This is a genomic window from Klebsiella pasteurii, from assembly GCF_018139045.1.
GTDB lineage: Bacteria > Pseudomonadota > Gammaproteobacteria > Enterobacterales > Enterobacteriaceae > Klebsiella > Klebsiella grimontii.
In genome coordinates, this window is sequence record NZ_CP073236.1 from 2,896,866 (window position 1) to 2,914,478 (window position 17,613).

Below are 17,613 nucleotides of genomic sequence, written 5' to 3' on the forward strand. Positions count from 1 at the left end.
GTGAGGATTGTGAGCACTGCCCAAGCCCAAACAGGCAAATAAAATAACCTAATGGGATAAGCTCTTAATAAAACATCAGTCCGTGATTCGCTGCGCATCATAATTGAACTGCCGTCCAGTGCGCAATTTTTATACTATTACAATGTTATTCGGACTGATGGAAACGAAACACCGGTAGCAAATAACGCTGCGTATGCGTAAGGATCTCTTCATAGTATTCTGGTTCCAGGGTACGCCACAGGCGCTGATACCAGACGTCGGTACCTTCACCGCTGACCACCATGTTCCCTTCATAAGCCTGTAGAAATTTACTGCGCGCTTTTTGCTGCGTCTCTTCGTCCATTAACATGACATCCTTTTCGGCGTCATAACAGACTTTTAGCCATGCGCCGCCGCTTTCCGGCAGCAGCAGCAGCGGTTTGGACATTCCCTGCAGGTAACCGTCAACCAGATCGTTAAGGTAGCCCTGGGCCTGCTCCTGCGCCAGCGGTGGAAAACGCCACTGGCCCTCTTTACGCACAAACAGCCGACTTTCGCCGCTACCGCCGCTAGCACAATAGACAAGATGCTCCAGCCAAAGTTGCATCCCTTGGGCCACGCTTAATAGCGAAGGCCGCCAGCGCAGCAAACCGTCGGATTGTACCTGCTGCAGCCAGCCAGTTATGTTGACTCCGTTGCATTGCAGATCGATTTCCATGCTTTGCCCCGGCTGGCGGCAGGCAATCACCCGTTCGGCCAGGTTTTGCATCTCCTGACGCTGGGTTTCCCAGGCCAGCTCGCCGAAAGCGCCGTAGGGTAGCTCGCCGGCGGCACGGAAGCGGCGATACATCGCCGAGGCGTCCTGCTCTTCAATCAGGGTGTTGAGCAGCTGCTGGTTCAGCTGATAGCGGCTCAGCCCTTCGAGGATAAAAGGTTCATCGTCGGGGATCTCGCTCTCCTCCGAGCGGAAATTCACCCGCAGCCGCTGCTGAAAGAAGGCGCGAACGGGGTGTTGCCAGAAGCGCAGCAGCTGTTCGAAAGGTAAGCGATCGATTTCCGGCGCCGGCAGCGGCTGGATGAACGCGCTGTGCGCTTCCCCCTGCTGGCTGGCGGCCGCCAGCCATTCCCGGGCATAGCTTTGATCTTCATTGGCCAGAAAATTAGCGGCATCGAAAGGCATGCGGGTATGTAGATGCGTGATGTGCTCTTTGACGCGGCGTTCGCTGGCATCGCAGTCCAGCTCCTCGTCGCCCTCCAGGCAATGGCTCTGGCCGATGTAGTCCGCCAACTCCTGAACCAGAACGGAGGGATAGCGTTCACTGTTATCCTGAATAGAACGGCCGATATAGCTGATGTACAGCTTCTGTTCGGCCGACATCAGGGCTTCAAGGAACAGATAGCGGTCGTCATCGCGACGGCTACGGTCGCCGCGCTGCGGCTTCTGGCTCATTAAATCAAAGCCCAGCGGCGCCAGGGTGCGCGGATAAACGCCGTCGTTCATTCCCAGCAGGCAGACCACCTTGAAAGGAATCGAACGCATCGGCATCAGGGTACAAATATTGACTGGGCCGGCGAGAAAGCGCTGGCTGATACGCTGCTGATCGAGCCTCTGGGACAGCTCATCGCGGAGTAGCGACAGCGGTACCGTTTCGCCATATTGCGCGTCGACGCCGCCGTCAATCACCGCCTGCCACTGCTGTTCTATCAGCGCCAGGGCGGCCTCCGTTTCGCTGTCCGGAAGGAAGAAGTCGTTCAGAAGGTCTCGGCATAGCGGCAGCCACTCGGCTAATGGGCGATCCTGGGCCAGCCCGCGACGCCAGAGATTGAGCTGCATCAGCAGCGACGCCAGGTTGCCCACCAGCTCGGCGATAAGACCGCTCGACTCATCATAAGGCAGCACCGAGCGCCACTCCCCCTCGCTGCTGTCCATGGCGTAGCCCAATAGCATACGCGTCAGGCCAAAGCGCCAGGTATGCTGGCCGGTAGCAGGGAGGTCGAGCTCGCGCACGTTGTCGTCATCCATTCCCCAGCGTACGCCGGATTCGTTAACCCACTGGCGCAGGTAGCGCAGCCCCTCTTCGTCGATGTTAAAGCGCGCGGCCAGTACCGGAACGTCGAGCAGCGCCAGCACGTCTTCGCTGGCGAAGCGGCTGTCGGGCAGCGAAAGGAGAGTGATAAACGCCTGCAGCGCCGGATGCGATTCACGGGCGCGCCGGTCGGATATCGCCCACGGCAGCCAGCGCTCGCCGCTGGCGCTGCCGAAGACCGCCTGGATATAGGGGCTGTAGCTATCGATATCCGCCACCATGACGATAATATCGCGCGGGGTGAGTTCGGGATTCTCTTCCAGCATCGCCAGCAGCCGGTCGTGCAGCACCTCAACCTCGCGCTGCGGGCTGTGGCAGACATGAATCGTCAGGCTACGGTCATCCGCGGCCAGCAGCCGCTTGCTGCCGCTGTTGGCAAACTCCTCGGCGCTGCGCCCGGCCACCGCCGCATTGCGCAGCTCAAGAATATCCGCCTGCAGATTATGCAACAGGTTATCCGGCGCGATATCGACAAAGGCGTCCAGCTCTTCATAGCGCTCAAGACCCGCCAGCAGATAAATATAGTCGCGCCCCAGCTTGCCCCAGGAAGCCAGCAGCGGATTACCCACATCCTGCTCCCCGGCGTCGTTGAACAGCCCTGGAGCCTGTTCCGTATCGCGAAACAGCGGCAGCGCTCGCGTCGTTTCGCGGTGGTGACGGCGCTGGCGGGACAGCAGTTTTGCGAGAAATGCCGGGTCTTTAATGTCGCCCCAGTAGTAGCGACACGGGTTAGTGAAAAGGACATAGACGTCGACATGCTTACCCAACGCCTGTAGCGCCTGCAGATATACCGGCGGCAGCGCCGAAATCCCGCAAATAAAGACTCGCGACGGCAGCCCGGCGGGCGGCTCTTCGGCCGCTTCAAGCGCGCTGATAAAGCGTTGGTACAAATTGGCGCGATGCCACAGCGGCTGGCCCAGCTCGGCGGTATATTCCACGAGAGCTTTCCACAGCGGCGCCTGCCACTCCTGCGCATCGCCCAGGCCGTCCACGCGCCGATCGGCCTCCCAGCGCATCAGCCACTCGGGGCGATAAACCAGATACTGGTCATAGAGATCGGCGACTCTGGCGGCCAGCTGGAACAGCTTACGCTTGTCGCTATCATCGTGCAGGTAGTGGCGCAGTAGCGTAAAGGATTCATCGTCAAGCCGCTGCGGTAGCAGGGTCATGAGTTTCCAGCTCATACTTTGTTTGCTGAACGCGCTTTCTCCGGGTATATCTTTCAGTACCCGCACGAACATATCCCAGATAAAGCTGGCGGGCAGCGGGAACTCAATGTTGGCCGCGATGCCGAAGCGCTGCGCCAGCGTCATCTGTAGCCACTGCGCCATCCCGGTACTCTGCACCAACACCATTTCCGGCATAAAAGGGTCATCCAGCCGCTGGCGCTCGACGATAAACTCCATCAACGCTTCAAGCACATCCAGACGGTTTGAGTGGTACACCCTTAACATATTCGCTCCTGGTTACTGACTGACCGGGCAATGCAGCCGGGTCATCTGCGCCCGCCTGGCTGCGGGCATGGTGATCGTTACCGTGATGCTGACACATCTTTGCACCGATGTCTGCACACGGGATACCTGGCGGTTCGCGGGAATCACCGGTGGGCTAAGCTGAGCGAATCGCCACGCATCGCGCCACAGCTGACGGTACTGGTTAAGCTGCATAAAGCCGTTGGCCAACCCTCGCTGATAGCCGGCCAGCGCGGTCACGGTTGCGATAAGCAAGACTAAAGCCAGCAGCGTTTCAGGCAGGCTAAACCCTCTCTGCCGCCTCAGGGCATCAGGCATAGGCTCGCCTCCTTTAACGGGCAAAAATCGCTCCAGCCGTGAGGCGAAAAGCGAACGCGGCTTTGTTCGATTGCACCTGACTGCCACAGCAGCATGCCGCCGCCATCGCTGCCGCCAATTAGCAATACCGAGGCGTCGCTAAAGATCCGCAAGCAGGCGCGCCAGCCGAGCGCCGCGTTCTGCTGGCAGCTAACCGTTTCCTGAAGAGACCAGGCGAGCCCCTTCCCCCACTGCAGCGCAGAATGCGCGCCAGCGGCATCGCGAAGCGCCTGTGTTTCGCTGGCCGTCTGCGCTAACAGCGAACTCTGCTGCTGGTTCAGCCCCTGGAGTAATAAACTGCCGAGCGCTAAAAGCAGCAGTACCATCAGTAGCGAAGAGAGCCCGCGCTGGCGATTCACAGGTTATATCCCGTTACGGCGTATTCCGCCCGCGCGCGGATTTGCGGGTCGGCGACCGAGTGCGCCGCCAGCGCGATCGATAATTCAGGCGAGAAGCCCGCCCTCTCCAGGCGCGTAACCTGAAACGCGGTGACCTGAATCGCCGCCGGGTTGGTCATTTTCTCCCAGCCTTTGCCGCTACAGGCGCTTGCTCCGCGCAGGGTTTCCAGCGCGCCATCGCGCAGACGAAACCCGGTGGTATCCGATTCCGATGACGGCGCGCTATTCCAGACGCCATCGCCGTTGCTATCCCAACTCACCAGCAGGCAATCACCGCCGCCTGCAATATACAGCGCCTGCCCGCGACAGAGGCCACGGCAATAGCCGGCGCGCTGCAGGTGCTTCGCTACGGTGTAGATTCGCTGCCAGAGCTCATTTTCCAGCGACTGCTGGCGGGTCTGGCGAAGCGTAGCCCACTGCAGCGCCGGGAGAAAACGCGCGCTGCCGAGCAGCAGTACGGAGCTGATAGCCATCGCGATCAGCGTTTCCGGTAGCGAAAAACCGCGGCATGTTACAGGCATGATGCTATCTCCTCGCCGCGACAGAGGCGGATTCGCCCCCAGTTTGAAACGATTATGTTCCAGCCGCCGGCCGCGCTTTGCAGGCGGATATGCCCGGCCCAGGCGGTATTACGCAGGCCATAGAATCCCAGCCCCGGCGTCATCGCGCTGAGCGAAACCTCCGGCCAGAGCGGTTGCAGCGTGAAAGCGTTCCTGACGCTACAGTCGGCCATCGGCCCGCTGGCGCTCAGGCACCACCCCGCCGCGCCCTGGCCGACGCTTAACACTCTATCGCGGTTGTGCCAGTTGGCGTCATCGCGTAGCAGCACCAGGTAGTCGCGGACCTGACAGGCGGTTTGCCACAAGCGCTGCTGCCGTTGCCAGCTCTGCCAGCCGTACAGCCCGCTGGCGCCAAGAATGACGACCACGACCATCGTGACCAGGGTTTCAATCAGGGTGTAGCCATGTTCTCTGTTCATGGCCCAAGTATGCGGAGCATTGAGGCTTTATTCGAACAGTAAAATGCGGGTTTGCGTCGCGCTTCAGAGAGTATTTATGGTATTGCAACGGGTTGCAGAGACGCAGGATACCTGCTCGCAAAAAAGTCTTCTGACAGCGGGTTACTGCGCCGTTTGGCCTTGCTGGCGCATAAAAAAACCGGCGCTCGCAGGCACCGGTTTTTCGTCGTCACTTCCGGGTTAAATCGCCACTGGCGCTTTAATCCCCGGATGCGGGTCGTAGCCTTCGATTTCGAAGTCTTCAAAACGGTAGTCGAAAATCGATGCCGGCTTACGTTTGATCACCAGCTTCGGCAGCGCCCGTGGTTCGCGGCTCAGCTGCAGGTGCGTCTGCTCCATGTGGTTGCTGTACAGGTGCGTATCACCGCCGGTCCAGACAAAATCGCCCACTTCGAGGTCGCACTGCTGCGCCACCATATGCACCAGCAGCGCGTAGCTGGCGATATTGAACGGCAGGCCGAGGAATACATCGCACGAGCGCTGATAGAGCTGGCAGGAGAGCTTGCCGTCGGCGACGTAGAACTGGAAGAACGCGTGGCACGGGGCCAGCGCCATTTTGTTCAGCTCGCCGACGTTCCATGCCGAGACGATAATCCGGCGAGAATCCGGGTCGTTCTTCAGCTGTTCCATCACCGTGCTGATCTGGTCGATATGACGGCCGTCCGGCGCGGGCCAGGAACGCCACTGCTTGCCGTAGACCGGCCCCAGATCGCCGTTTTCATCCGCCCACTCGTCCCAGATAGTGACGTTGTTTTCGTGCAGATACGCCACGTTGGTGTCACCCTGCAGGAACCACAGCAGTTCATGGATGATGGAGCGTAAATGACAGCGTTTGGTCGTCACCAACGGGAATCCTTCCTGCAGGTTAAAACGCATCTGGTGGCCGAAGATAGAGACGGTGCCGGTACCGGTGCGGTCATTTTTTTGCGTGCCCTCGTCGAGCACTTTCTGCATCAAATCAAGATACTGTTTCATGGTTCCTCAAGAATTTTGTTGCTGCGGACGACAACGGTACGCCCAGACCATCATGATGATACCCGCAAGCACCATCGGGATCGAAAGAATCTGACCCATGCTGATGTACTGTACCCAGCCGCCGGTGAACTGCGCATCGGGCTGGCGGAAAAACTCCACGATGATGCGGAACAGACCATAGCCAATCAGGAACAGACCGGAAACCGAACCTGCCGGACGCGGCTTGCGGATAAACAGGTTCAGGATCAGGAACAGCACGACGCCTTCCAGCGCCAACTCATAGAGTTGGGAAGCGTGACGCGGCAGCGCGCCGTAGGTATCGAACAGCGATTGCCACTCAGGATGTGACGGCAGCAGCGCCAGGTCTTCCGCCCGAGAGCCGGGGAAAATCATGGTGTAGTGGAAGTTCGGATCGACGCGGCCCCACAGTTCGCCGTTGATAAAATTGCCCAGACGCCCGGCGCCGAGGCCAAACGGAATCAGCGGCGCAATAAAATCGGAAACCTGGAAGAAGGTACGCTTCGTGCGTTTGGCGAAAATGATCATCACCAGAATCACGCCGATCAGGCCGCCGTGGAAGGACATACCGCCGTCCCAGACGCGGAACAGATAGAGCGGATCGTCGAGGAACACCGGTAGGTTGTAGAAGAAGACATAGCCAAGACGCCCGCCGAGGAAAACCCCGAGGAAGCCAGCATACAGCAGGTTTTCAACTTCGTTTTTTGTCCAACCGCTGCCCGGACGATTGGCCCGACGGGTGGCCAACCACATCGCAAATATAAACCCAACCAGATACATCAGGCCGTACCAGTGAAGGGAGACCGGTCCAATGGAAAAAATTACCGGATCAAACTCCGGAAAATGCAGGTAGCCACTATTCATCTGTCACCATAAACACTTGTTATTCCGCCGAAAGTGGACAGCGGGGATCGTTCGCGCGCGTCAGAAACGGGCGCTCCAAAGGCTGCGAATGATAGCATAAGCGCGAAGGGCGATCCGCGCCGGACATGTAAAAGATATGTATACGAATGCGAATTCGCGGTTGAGCATTCCCGGAGGCGGCGCGCTGCGCCTGTCCGGACGACCCAACCCTCAGGCCGCTCGAATCTCGTCAGCGTTGTCCCGGGTCACGGCTAACGCCTTACCCGGGCTACAAATTCATGAACCGTAGCCCCCGCTACCGGCCGCCGCGAATCAGGCCGCCGAGTCCGCGTCGTTCCATAAAAGCCGCGACCTGATGGCGCACTTCGGCGGTCATCTGCGCGTCCAGGCTACGCTGGGAAAGCTCCTGGGCTTCATTGATATCGATGCGCCGCAGCAAATACTTCACTCTCGCCACCGAACGACCGTTCATCGACAGATGGCGATAGCCCATCCCGATCAGAATCGTCACGCACATCGGATCGCCCGCCATTTCGCCGCACAGGCGCAGGTCGATACCAAAACGCTCGGCGTCGCGGGCAATCATCGCCAGCGCCCGCAGTACCCCCGGATGCAGGCTGTCGTACATACTGGCGACCCGGGTATTGTTGCGATCCACCGCCAGAATGTACTGGGTCAGGTCGTTGGTGCCAACGGAGATAAAATCAACGCGGTTCGCCAGCTGCGGCAGCATAAAGACCATCGACGGCACTTCCAGCATCACGCCAAGACGCGGGCGGGGAATGGCGTAGCCAATCATCTCTTCCACTTCGCGGCTGGCGCGATCGATCAGGCGACGAGCCTCATCCACTTCATCGAGACTGGTGACCATCGGTAGCAGGATGCTGAGGTTTCCGGTTGCGGCGTTGGCCCGCAGCATCGCGCGGACCTGTACCAGAAAGATCTCCGGCTGATCGAGCGTGATCCGAATACCGCGCCAGCCAAGGCACGGATTCTCTTCGCTAATCGGCATATACGGCAGCTGTTTATCCGCGCCGATGTCCAGCGTGCGCAGGGTGACCGATTTCTCGTTGAACATCTGCAGCATGCCCTGATACTGGGCAACCTGCTCCTCTTCAGACGGGAAGCCGCTTTGCAGCATAAAGGGGATTTCGGTACGGTAAAGGCCGATACCGTCGACGAAATTGCCGAGCTTTTCTTCGTGCTCGGGGCTGAGGCCCGCGTTGAGCATCACTTTTACCCGCTCGCCGCTTTTCAGTTCGGAAGCGCGTTCAAGATCGTCCTCAGCCAGGCGGCTAAGCTCGTTCTCTTCGCTGATCAGGCGCTGATACTCTTGCAGCAGCACCGGCTCCGGGTCGACCAGCAGCTCGCCGCGATAGCCGTCGACAATCAGAGTATGCCCGTGCAGCAGCGAAGGCTGAATATCCGCGCCCATCACCGTCGGAATGCCCAGCGCGCGCACCATAATCGCGGCATGGGAGTTGGCCGCGCCATCGCGCACCACCACGCCGGCTAAACGATCCTGAGGAACCTCCGCTAAGGTGGTGGCCGACAGTTCATCCGCCACCAGCACGATACGCTCCGGCCAGGTGTTTGGCCCCTGAATACTGTCATCAAGATGGAAAAGCAGCCGCTGGCCCAGCGTGCGCAGATCGCCCGCGCGCTCTTTCAGATAGCCGTCGCTGAGCGCGGCAAACTGTTCGGCAAACTTCTCGATGATCTTCTTCACCGCCCATTCAGCCACCGCGCCTTTATCGACTTCGGCGAACAGTTCGCGGCGCAGGCGCGCGTCGGAAAGCAGATGCGAATAGAGGTCAAAGATAGCCGCCGTCTCTTTCTGCGCGCCGGCAGAGTAGCGCTTGCTGTAGCGGCGAAACTCATTCGCCGCCTCTTCCAGCGCGCCGGTCAGCCGCTCGCGCTCGGAAGCGGTATCGAGCGTCGAGGCTTCATACACCTGCTCCATCAGCGGCAGGCTGACGTCCATCCAGCCTTCGGCAATCGCCACGCCTGACGAGGCGGGCAGCGCGCGGATGCGGGTCTGACGGTATTGACCGAACAGCGCGTTCAGCTGGGACTGAGAGAGAATGCCGGCGATTTGCGTGGCCAGAGTGACCAGGAATGATTCTTCGCTTTCGTCAAACTGGCGCAGTTCGCGCTGCTGCACGACCAGCACGCCGAGCAGCTGACGCCGCTGGATAATCGGCACGCCGAGGAAGGCGCGAAAACGGCCCTCTTTTACTGCAGGAATGTATTTAAAGCTGGGGTGCTTTTGCGCGTCGGCGAGGTTAATGGGTTCCGCCAGGCGGCCCACCAGGCCGACCAGGCCTTCGTCAAAAGCAAGCGCAACGATGCGCCCGCGGGGCTTTTTCAACCCGCGCGTCGCCATCAGGTAATAACAGCGTCGGTCATTGTCAGCCAGATAAACCGAACAGACTTCCGTCTCCATCGCGGCGCAGATATCGGTGACCAGGATATCCAGCGCCTCGTTTAAACGCGGCGCACTCGCGACCTTCTCGACTATTTCTCGCAACCGAGTGAGCATAATGTGCGTGGCTTAACCTCTTTTACGTCGATATGCAGGCGCGCTTTGCGGCTTAGGCGTGCTTTCCGCCAGCGCCATCGTGACGCTGGCGAACTCTTTCATCACCCTGCGGTATACGTCGCGCTTAAACGACACCACCTGGCGCACCGGGTACCAGTAGCTTACCCATCGCCAGCCATCAAACTCAGGTGTACTGCTGGTTTGCATATTGACATCCGCATCGCTGCCGATCAATTGCAGGAGAAACCACTTCTGTTTCTGGCCGATACATACCGGCTTAGTGTCCCAACGCACCAAACGTTTAGGCAATTTGTAACGCAACCAGTTACGGGTTGAAGCGAGGATCCGCACATCTTTGCGGCTTAACCCGACTTCTTCGAACAATTCCCGATACATCGCTTGCTCTGCTGATTCTCCTGGATTTATGCCCCCTTGCGGGAACTGCCACGAGTGCTGACCATAGCGCCTGGCCCACATAACCTGGCCCTGGCGATTACAGATTACAATACCGACATTTGGGCGGTAGCCATCGTCATCAATCACCGGACTACCTCAAAATAAGCTTCAATGTGAATGATTGTTTCACACTCGCTGGAAACGGTAAACCACTCTGTGAGAGCGATGAGTTCGAATAACATTTGAATAACTCACAGTAATACCCAGAGTTATAAACAGCGAAAGCCATACCCGGACGATTTTATTCACTTTTTCTGTGGATAGAGTTGTGAAGAAGTATGGAATTAACCCGGGAAAACCCGGAATCATCCGAACGGCGTAGCCATAACCATTAATAATAATGACCTAATTTTCATTGTGTTAGCATGTTTAAATTTCATAATTCACAGTATAACGTGACGATCATCACATAAGCGATCCTGGAACTGATGAAAGATCGAGCAATGTTGATTTTATCCACAGATTACACAAGCGAGCTGGGCATATTTTGTCTAAAAACTCGATTTTCCTCTCACGTCAAGGCTGTAAATGGAAACAGTAGTGGCGCTTTTCCCCAGTTATCCCATTTTTCTGTGGATAACAGGGTGTAAGATCCTGTTCATTGTCGGTGACCAGTTCTGGAAAACCCGGTTTCACCATTTTCACAGCGACAAAAAAATGAAAAAAAAGCCATACGAATCATCAAATTGTCATACTTACTCAAGAAAAGGTAAACTCTATCCACAATGGATGAAATTACTGCTCACTTTTTAGTCAGAGGTTTTACGTTATGCCGACCATCGCGCCGCTCTTATCCCCCCCGCAAAGCCAGGAGCAACTTCTGGCCCAGGCGCAGCAGCTGGCAGGCTATTCGCTGGGTGAACTGGCCCAGCTTGCCGGGATTCCGATTCCGCGCGATTTAAAACGCGATAAAGGCTGGATCGGCATTCTGCTGGAGATATGGCTGGGCGCCAGCGCAGGCAGTAAGCCGGAGCAGGATTTCGCCGCCCTCGGCGTCGAGCTGAAAACGATCCCCATCGATTCTTCAGGCCGCCCGCTGGAAACCACCTTCGTCTGCGTCGCGCCGCTCACCGGCAACAGCGGCGTGACCTGGGAGAGCAGCCACGTGCGCCATAAGCTCAAGCGCGTGCTGTGGGTGCCGGTAGAGGGCGAGCGGACGATCCCTTTGGCCGATCGCCGCGTCGGCGCTCCGCTGCTGTGGAGCCCCAGCGAAGAAGAAGATCGCCAGCTGCGGATGGACTGGGAAGAGCTGATGGATCTGATCGTGCTCGGCCAGGTCGAACGTATTACCGCCCGCCATGGCGAAGTGCTGCAGCTGCGCCCGAAAGCGGCAAACAGCAAAGCGCTGACCGAGGCCGTCGGCGCCCGCGGCGAGCCGATCCTCACCTTACCGCGCGGTTTCTACCTGAAGAAAAACTTTACCGCCGCCCTGTTGGCCCGCCACTTCCTTCTCTCCTCCTAAATAACGGCCTGCGGATGATTATTTTTTTGTTCTGCCGTAGCGGTTGCATATAATCGCATCTTTCTATTTTGCAGGACTTTGAACGATGTTATTTGCATGGGTAACCGATCCTAACGCCTGGCTGGCGCTTGGTACGCTGACGCTGCTGGAGATAGTGCTCGGGATCGATAATATTATTTTCCTCTCTCTGGTGGTCGCTAAGCTGCCCACGGCGCAACGGGCTCACGCTCGCCGCATTGGGCTAATGGGTGCGATGATCATGCGTCTGGCACTGCTGGCGTCAATCGCGTGGGTCGTCAAGCTCACCAATCCGCTCTTTACCGTGTTAGGCCAGGAGATCTCGTTTCGCGATCTGATCCTGCTGCTGGGCGGGCTATTCCTGATCTGGAAGGCGAGTAAAGAGATTCACGAATCCATTGAAGGCGAAGAAGAAGGGCTGAAAACCAACGTCCATTCCTTTATGGGCGCTATCGTGCAGATTATGCTGCTGGATATTATTTTCAGTCTCGATTCGGTGATCACCGCCGTCGGGCTGTCGGACCATCTGTTTATCATGATGGCGGCAGTGGTCATCGCGGTGCTGGTAATGATGGTCGCCGCTCGTCCGATAGGCGATTTTGTTGACCGCCATCCTTCGGTGAAAATGCTGGCGCTGTCGTTTTTGATCCTCGTCGGCTTCACGCTGATGCTCGAAAGTTTCGACGTGCACGTGCCGAAAGGCTACATCTACTTCGCGATGTTCTTTTCGATTGCAGTTGAAAGCCTCAACCTGCTGCGCAATAAAAAAAATCCGCTGTAGCCCGCTAAAATGCAGCCCTGAAACGGGCTGCAATCCTTTTTTAAGACTTAACTGCTTTTTATGTCTCATAAATCAGGCTATTAATATACTGGTACGAGGTGCGGCTATAATAGGGGTGATAACGATGAAAAAATGGGCAGTATTGATTTCCGCCGTAGGACTGGCGTTCTCGGTTTCCGGTTGCAGCAGCGATTACGTCATGGCAACCAAAGATGGTCGCATGATTCTGACCGACGGTAAGCCCGCCATAGATGACGATACCGGCCTTATCAGCTACGAAGATCAGCAGGGTAATAAAATGCAGATCAATCGTGACGACGTTTCGCAGATTATTAAACGTTAAGACCCGCCGCCGGGCAGCGATGTCTCATTTATCGCCGGGTTGAGCAGCTTTCATTATTCTTCAGATTTAAGAAAAGAGTCGGGACAAACCGGATCTGCCCGCCAGCATTAAGCGGGCCGGAGCGCGTCAACCCGGCTTTTTTGATTTTTTACTTCCCCTTTTTCTCCCCCTCTGCCATTTTTATATTCCTTTGTCGGGTAATGCCTGACCTTGTTGATAAAAAAGGAAGCCGGCTATGCAGTATCACCGTATCCCACACAGTTCTCTTGAGATCAGCACGCTGGGGCTGGGCACAATGACGTTTGGTGAGCAGAATAGCGAGGCAGACGCGCACGAACAGCTCGATTACGCGGTGAGTCAGGGCATTAACCTGATTGATGTCGCGGAAATGTATCCCGTCCCGCCGCGCCCGGAAACCCAGGGCCTGACGGAAACCTACGTCGGCAACTGGCTGGCGAAGCGCGGCAATCGCGAAAAGCTGGTTGTCGCCTCTAAAGTCAGCGGCCCTGCCCGCAATAACGACAGCAGCATTCGTCCTGACCACAAGCTGGATCGCAAAAACATCCGCGATGCGCTGCACGATAGCCTGAAGCGTCTGCAGACCGATTATCTCGACCTCTATCAGGTACACTGGCCTCAGCGCCCGACCAACTGTTTCGGCAAGCTGGGCTACACCTGGGCCGATTCCGCGCCGGTCGTCACCCTGCTGGATACGCTGGACGCGCTGGCCGAATTCCAGCGCGCTGGTAAGATTCGCTATATTGGCGTCTCCAACGAAACGGCGTTTGGCGTAATGCGCTATCTCCACCTGGCGGATAAGCACGATCTGCCGCGCATCGTGACGATTCAGAACCCGTACAGCCTGGTGAACCGCAGCTATGAAGTGGGCCTGGCGGAAGTCAGTCAGTATGAGGGCGTGGAGCTGCTGGCCTATTCCTGCCTGGCGTTCGGTACGCTGACCGGGAAATACCTCAACGGCGCGAAACCGGCTGGCGCGCGCAACACGCTGTTCAGCCGTTTTACACGCTACAGCGGCGAGCAAACGCAAAAAGCGGTAGCGGCCTATGTCGATATCGCCAGGCGGCACAACCTTGATCCGGCGCAGATGGCGCTGGCCTTCGTGCGTCGTCAGCCTTTTGTCGCCAGCACCCTGCTTGGCGCGACGACCATGGAGCAGCTTAAGACCAACGTCGAAAGCCTCCATCTGGAGCTAAGCGCAGAGGTTTTAGCCGAGATTGAAGCGGTGCATCAGGTTTATACCTACCCGGCACCGTAAGGCCGTAAAAGCTCCCGGAGGCGATGCTACGCATCTGTCCGGGCTACAAGTTCGTGCGGTTTGTAGCCCGGACAGGCGCGACGCGCCGCCTCCGGGAAAATACGTATACGGTCAGCGAAGCGCCACCAGAGAGACTATCTGCGTCGTCCCCAAATCCACAGGGCAGTAATCGCCAGCGCGAACACCACGCCAAAGCCAATCCCTACGCCCACGACAGGAATACCGATGCTCACCGCAAGCGAATAGAGGCCCAGCATCAGCAGCATCGCCACGTTTTCGCCGAGGTTCTGCACCGCGATAGCGTTACCCGCGCCAACCGTATGTTTGCCGCGCTCCTGAAGCAGCGCGTTCAGCGGCACGATAAAGAAGCCCCCGAACGCCCCGAGCAGCAGCAGCAGAGCAAACGCCGGCAGCAGCGCCTGTTGGATGGCGAAAAAGATAACCGCCACGCCAATCAATATCCCGGCAGGCATACAGCGCGACACCGTTTCCAGCGTCACCAGCTTCGCCGCCGCGCCGGCCCCCAGTACGATCCCCACCGCCACCATCGCGTTAAGGTAGGTTGGCATGGCGTTGCTGGTAATGCCCAGCGCCACCGGGACCCACAGCACCAGCAGGAAGCGAAGCGTCACGCCCGCCCCCCAGAACAGGCTGGTGCCGACTAACGAAAAGCGGGTCTCACCGTTGCGCCATAGCGTCGTACAGGCGCTGAAGAAGCTGTGGGTCATCGGCCTGAAGCGCCACGACTGTCCGGGGCGAGCCGCCGGCAGCTTCGGGATCCACAGGTTGGCAACGACCGCCCCGGCATACACCACCGCGCAGACGCTGAGCGCCGCCACAACGTGCCAGTCGGCGAGAATACCGCCCGCCATCGAGCCGAGCAGGATTGCCGCAATGGTCGATGACTCCATCAGGCCATTCGCTTTCACTAACTTATCGCCGGTGGTCAGCTCGCCGAGGATGCCGTATTTAGCCGGAGAATAGGCGGCGGCGCCGATGCCCACCAGCGTATAGCCAATAAACGGATTCACGCCGAAGCAGATACAGCCTGCGCCAACCAGCTTCAGGCCGTTCGCCACCATCATCACCCGCCCTTTGGCAAAGCTATCGGCAAACTGTCCGACAAACGGCGCAAAGAGAATGTAAGCGCCCACAAACAACATCTGTAATACCGGTTGGCTCCACTCCGGATAGAACAGCTGCTTCATCAGCGCCAGGGTGGCGAACAACAGCGCGTTATCGCCAAACGCCGAAAGAAACTGGGCGCAGATAACCGCCATCATCCCTTTCGAATACAGCGACGTGTTAGTGTGTACTGACTCACTCATCCGAATCTTCCGCCTGTTCAACCATGCCTTTAAGGGTGACAAAGTCCGGCTTGCCGCTGCCCAGTACCGGGAGTTGCTTCAGCCAGCGAATGTCGCGCGGTACCGCCAGCTCCGGTACGCCGTGTTCACGGGCATAGCGCAGCAGTTTTTCACGATTCAGTTCATTATCGGTAGTAAACAGCACCAGCGCCTCGCCTTTGCTGGCGTCCTGTTTAATCGCCGTAGCGTGCATTTTGTCCGGCGAAACCGCCAGCGCCACCTGTTCGACCATCTCCAGCGACACCATCTCACCGGCGATTTTGGCAAAGCGCTTCGCGCGGCCCTGAATCCGCACGTAGCCCTGCTCGTCAAAGCTGACGATATCCCCGGTGTCGTACCAGCCAGCCTCGATGACGCCATGCTGATTTTCCGCCGCTGGCGCTTCCAGTACCCCAGGATTTTCCACCCGCAGATAGCCGTTCATAATGTTTGGCCCTTTAAGCTGCAAACGGCCCCCCTCTTCAATTCCCGGCATCGCCAGCAGACGCGCGTCCATCCCCGGCAGAATGCGGCCAACGGTGCCCACTTTCGCCGCCATCGGCACGTTGATCGAGACTACCGGCGCGCATTCGGTGACGCCGTAGCCTTCAAGAATGCGCAGGCCAAACTTGTCCTGCCAGATCTGCTTCGTGCTCTCCTGCAGCTTCTCCGCCCCGGCGACAACGTAGCGCAGGCGGTAAAAATCATACGGATTCGCGAAGCGGGCGTAGTTGCCAAGGAAGGTGGAGGTGCCGAACAGCACGGTACAGTTGCGGTCGTACACCAGCTCCGGCACCACGCGATAATGCAGAGGGCTGGGATAGAGGAACACTTCCGCGCCGGTAAACAGCGGAGTCAGCAGGCCGACCGTCAGGCCAAAGGAGTGAAACAGAGGCAGCGCCGACATAAAGCGATCGTTCGCGGTAAAGTCGGCAATGGTTTTAATTTGTTCGACGTTGGCCAGCAGGCTTTTATGGCTATGCACCACCCCTTTCGGGTTGCCTTCCGAGCCGGAGGTAAAGAGGATCATCGCCGCGTCTTCCGGCTGCTGCTTAACCTGAGCCAGCTTCGGCATCATCAGGTGAGCAAAAATCCACAGCTTATCGCCGGCGGTGACGTCGCCTTTTAAATCTTCGAGGAACACCCAGCGCACCTGAGTCAACTGCTCCGGCAGGTGCCAGAGTTTGCCTTTTTCGAGGAAGGTGCGTGAGGTGAATACGGTTTTGATTTCCGCGGCAGTAATGGCGCTGCTCAGGCCTTTGACTCCGGCGGTATAGTTCATCATCGCCGGGACCCGGCCGCGGGCGATCGCGCCGAAAATCACCGCCGCGCTTATTCCGGCGTTCGGCAGCATCAGGCCGATTTTTTCGCCCTGGGCGCTGTATTTTTCCAGAATGCGCGCCACGAAGAGGGTTTTGGTCAGCAGCTTACGGTAGGTGTCCGGCTGAAAATTGATATCTTCCACGCAGTTTTTGCGCGCGCCGAAGCGGTACTGGGCCGCCAGCAGCGACTCATACAGCGTTTCGCGCGGGCGCACCGCCATCCGCGCTTCCATCATGATCTGATGCAGCATTTCACCGGCAATTTTACGCCGCTCGCGGGCGCGAGGCGCATCGGGCATCGGCAGATGCGTCGGCGGCAGCAGGTGCAGCTGAATGCGCGGGAACAGACGACGTTTGACCAGCCCTTTCAGGCGGCTAAAGGGGGTTAATTCAGCGCCTTCGATTCTCAGCGGCACGATGGTCGCCTGCGACTTCGCCGCCACAAAGGCGGCGCCGTCGTAAATTTTCATCAGCGAGCCGCTCACCGTGATCCGCCCTTCCGGGAAAATCACCACCGGGCGCCCCTGCTCAATCAGGCGGACCAGATGTTTTATCGACATCGGTTTGGTCGGGTCCAGCGGCACAAAATCAATAATCGGTTTTAGCGCGCGCATAAACCAGCGATCGCTGATTGAGGAATAGACCGCAAACACCGGGCGTACCGGCAGGAAAAGCGCCAGCAGTACGCCGTCAATAAATGAGACATGGTTTGGCGTAATCAGCACCTTTTGCTGATACAACGCCTGCGGGTCACCGGTTAACTTGACCCGGTACAATCCTTTGAAAAGCAGTCTAAAAAATCCCAAAAGCATAACAACTCCGTTTGACCGGTTAATCAGTCAAAGCAGGTTACATGAGAAGGGGCGGAAAATGCACCAGGAGGAGCGGAATTCAGGACA

The 17,613-nt window shown here is 57.9% G+C and carries 15 protein-coding genes and 1 pseudogene; 5 read left to right on the forward strand and 11 right to left on the reverse strand.

Annotated features, from left to right (window positions below; all coding sequences use genetic code 11):
* Positions 1-145 precede the first annotated feature (145 nt).
* From recC to rppH, 9 genes are all read right to left on the reverse strand, one after another.
* Complete coding sequence (gene recC / locus KCG39_RS13560) at positions 146-3,520, reverse strand: exodeoxyribonuclease V subunit gamma (protein ID WP_142468464.1); 3,375 nt, start codon at positions 3,518-3,520, stop codon at positions 146-148.
* A 12-nt stretch (positions 3,521-3,532) separates the two neighbouring features.
* Positions 3,533-3,856: a prepilin-type N-terminal cleavage/methylation domain-containing protein gene (locus tag KCG39_RS13565; RefSeq protein WP_004124577.1), complete on the reverse strand. Its 324-nt coding sequence runs from the start codon at positions 3,854-3,856 to the stop codon at positions 3,533-3,535.
* Positions 3,841-4,254, reverse strand: coding sequence for a DUF2509 family protein (locus KCG39_RS13570; protein WP_049114857.1), 414 nt, complete (start codon positions 4,252-4,254; stop codon positions 3,841-3,843). The genes KCG39_RS13565 and KCG39_RS13570 overlap by 16 nt, the downstream gene beginning before the upstream one ends.
* Complete coding sequence (locus KCG39_RS13575) at positions 4,251-4,814, reverse strand: prepilin peptidase-dependent protein (RefSeq protein WP_087829939.1); 564 nt, start codon at positions 4,812-4,814, stop codon at positions 4,251-4,253. Before KCG39_RS13575 ends, KCG39_RS13570 begins: the two co-directional genes overlap by 4 nt.
* The gene (locus KCG39_RS13580; protein WP_004124582.1) at positions 4,805-5,272 is read right to left on the reverse strand and encodes a prepilin peptidase-dependent protein; all 468 of its coding nucleotides are present in this window, start codon (positions 5,270-5,272) and stop codon (positions 4,805-4,807) included. The genes KCG39_RS13575 and KCG39_RS13580 overlap by 10 nt, the downstream gene beginning before the upstream one ends.
* Positions 5,273-5,491: 219 nt before the next feature.
* Positions 5,492-6,286: a thymidylate synthase gene (gene thyA / locus KCG39_RS13585; protein ID WP_004124584.1), complete on the reverse strand. Its 795-nt coding sequence runs from the start codon at positions 6,284-6,286 to the stop codon at positions 5,492-5,494.
* A 6-nt stretch (positions 6,287-6,292) separates the two neighbouring features.
* The gene (gene lgt / locus KCG39_RS13590; protein ID WP_004124587.1) at positions 6,293-7,168 is read right to left on the reverse strand and encodes a prolipoprotein diacylglyceryl transferase; all 876 of its coding nucleotides are present in this window, start codon (positions 7,166-7,168) and stop codon (positions 6,293-6,295) included.
* A 295-nt stretch (positions 7,169-7,463) separates the two neighbouring features.
* Entirely contained in the window at positions 7,464-9,710 is a 2,247-nt protein-coding gene (ptsP, locus tag KCG39_RS13595) for a phosphoenolpyruvate--protein phosphotransferase (RefSeq protein WP_004124590.1), read from the reverse strand.
* A gap of 12 nt (positions 9,711-9,722) precedes the next feature.
* Positions 9,723-10,253 (reverse strand): RNA pyrophosphohydrolase, encoded by a 531-nt coding sequence (gene rppH / locus KCG39_RS13600; RefSeq protein WP_004124593.1) that lies wholly within the window; start codon positions 10,251-10,253, stop codon positions 9,723-9,725.
* 453 nt (positions 10,254-10,706) lie between these two features.
* Between rppH and KCG39_RS27990 the strand changes: the two are divergent.
* From KCG39_RS27990 to KCG39_RS13620, 5 genes and pseudogenes are all read left to right on the forward strand, one after another.
* A pseudogene (locus KCG39_RS27990) lies at positions 10,707-10,847 on the forward strand (hypothetical protein); the annotation flags it as partial.
* 88 nt (positions 10,848-10,935) lie between these two features.
* Positions 10,936-11,628, forward strand: a complete 693-nt coding sequence (gene mutH, locus KCG39_RS13605; RefSeq protein ID WP_004124598.1) for a DNA mismatch repair endonuclease MutH — start codon at positions 10,936-10,938, stop codon at positions 11,626-11,628.
* 85 nt (positions 11,629-11,713) lie between these two features.
* Positions 11,714-12,427 carry a TerC family protein gene (locus KCG39_RS13610; RefSeq protein ID WP_004132983.1) on the forward strand — a complete coding sequence of 238 codons (714 nt, stop codon included), beginning with the start codon at positions 11,714-11,716 and terminating at the stop codon, positions 12,425-12,427.
* A gap of 124 nt (positions 12,428-12,551) precedes the next feature.
* On the forward strand, positions 12,552-12,770 hold the full coding sequence (locus KCG39_RS13615; RefSeq protein ID WP_004105255.1) for a YgdI/YgdR family lipoprotein: 219 nt from the start codon (positions 12,552-12,554) through the stop codon (positions 12,768-12,770).
* Positions 12,771-13,005: 235 nt separating this feature from the next.
* Entirely contained in the window at positions 13,006-14,046 is a 1,041-nt protein-coding gene (locus KCG39_RS13620) for an NADP(H)-dependent aldo-keto reductase (RefSeq protein ID WP_004124602.1), read from the forward strand.
* Between the two features lie 134 nt (positions 14,047-14,180).
* Here KCG39_RS13620 and lplT read toward each other — a convergent pair whose 3' ends face one another.
* Together lplT and aas are read right to left on the reverse strand one after the other, a co-directional pair.
* Positions 14,181-15,374 (reverse strand): lysophospholipid transporter LplT, encoded by a 1,194-nt coding sequence (lplT, locus tag KCG39_RS13625; protein WP_004124605.1) that lies wholly within the window; start codon positions 15,372-15,374, stop codon positions 14,181-14,183.
* Positions 15,367-17,526, reverse strand: a complete 2,160-nt coding sequence (gene aas, locus KCG39_RS13630; protein ID WP_049114675.1) for a bifunctional acyl-ACP--phospholipid O-acyltransferase/long-chain-fatty-acid--ACP ligase — start codon at positions 17,524-17,526, stop codon at positions 15,367-15,369. Before aas ends, lplT begins: the two co-directional genes overlap by 8 nt.
* Positions 17,527-17,613 lie beyond the last annotated feature (87 nt).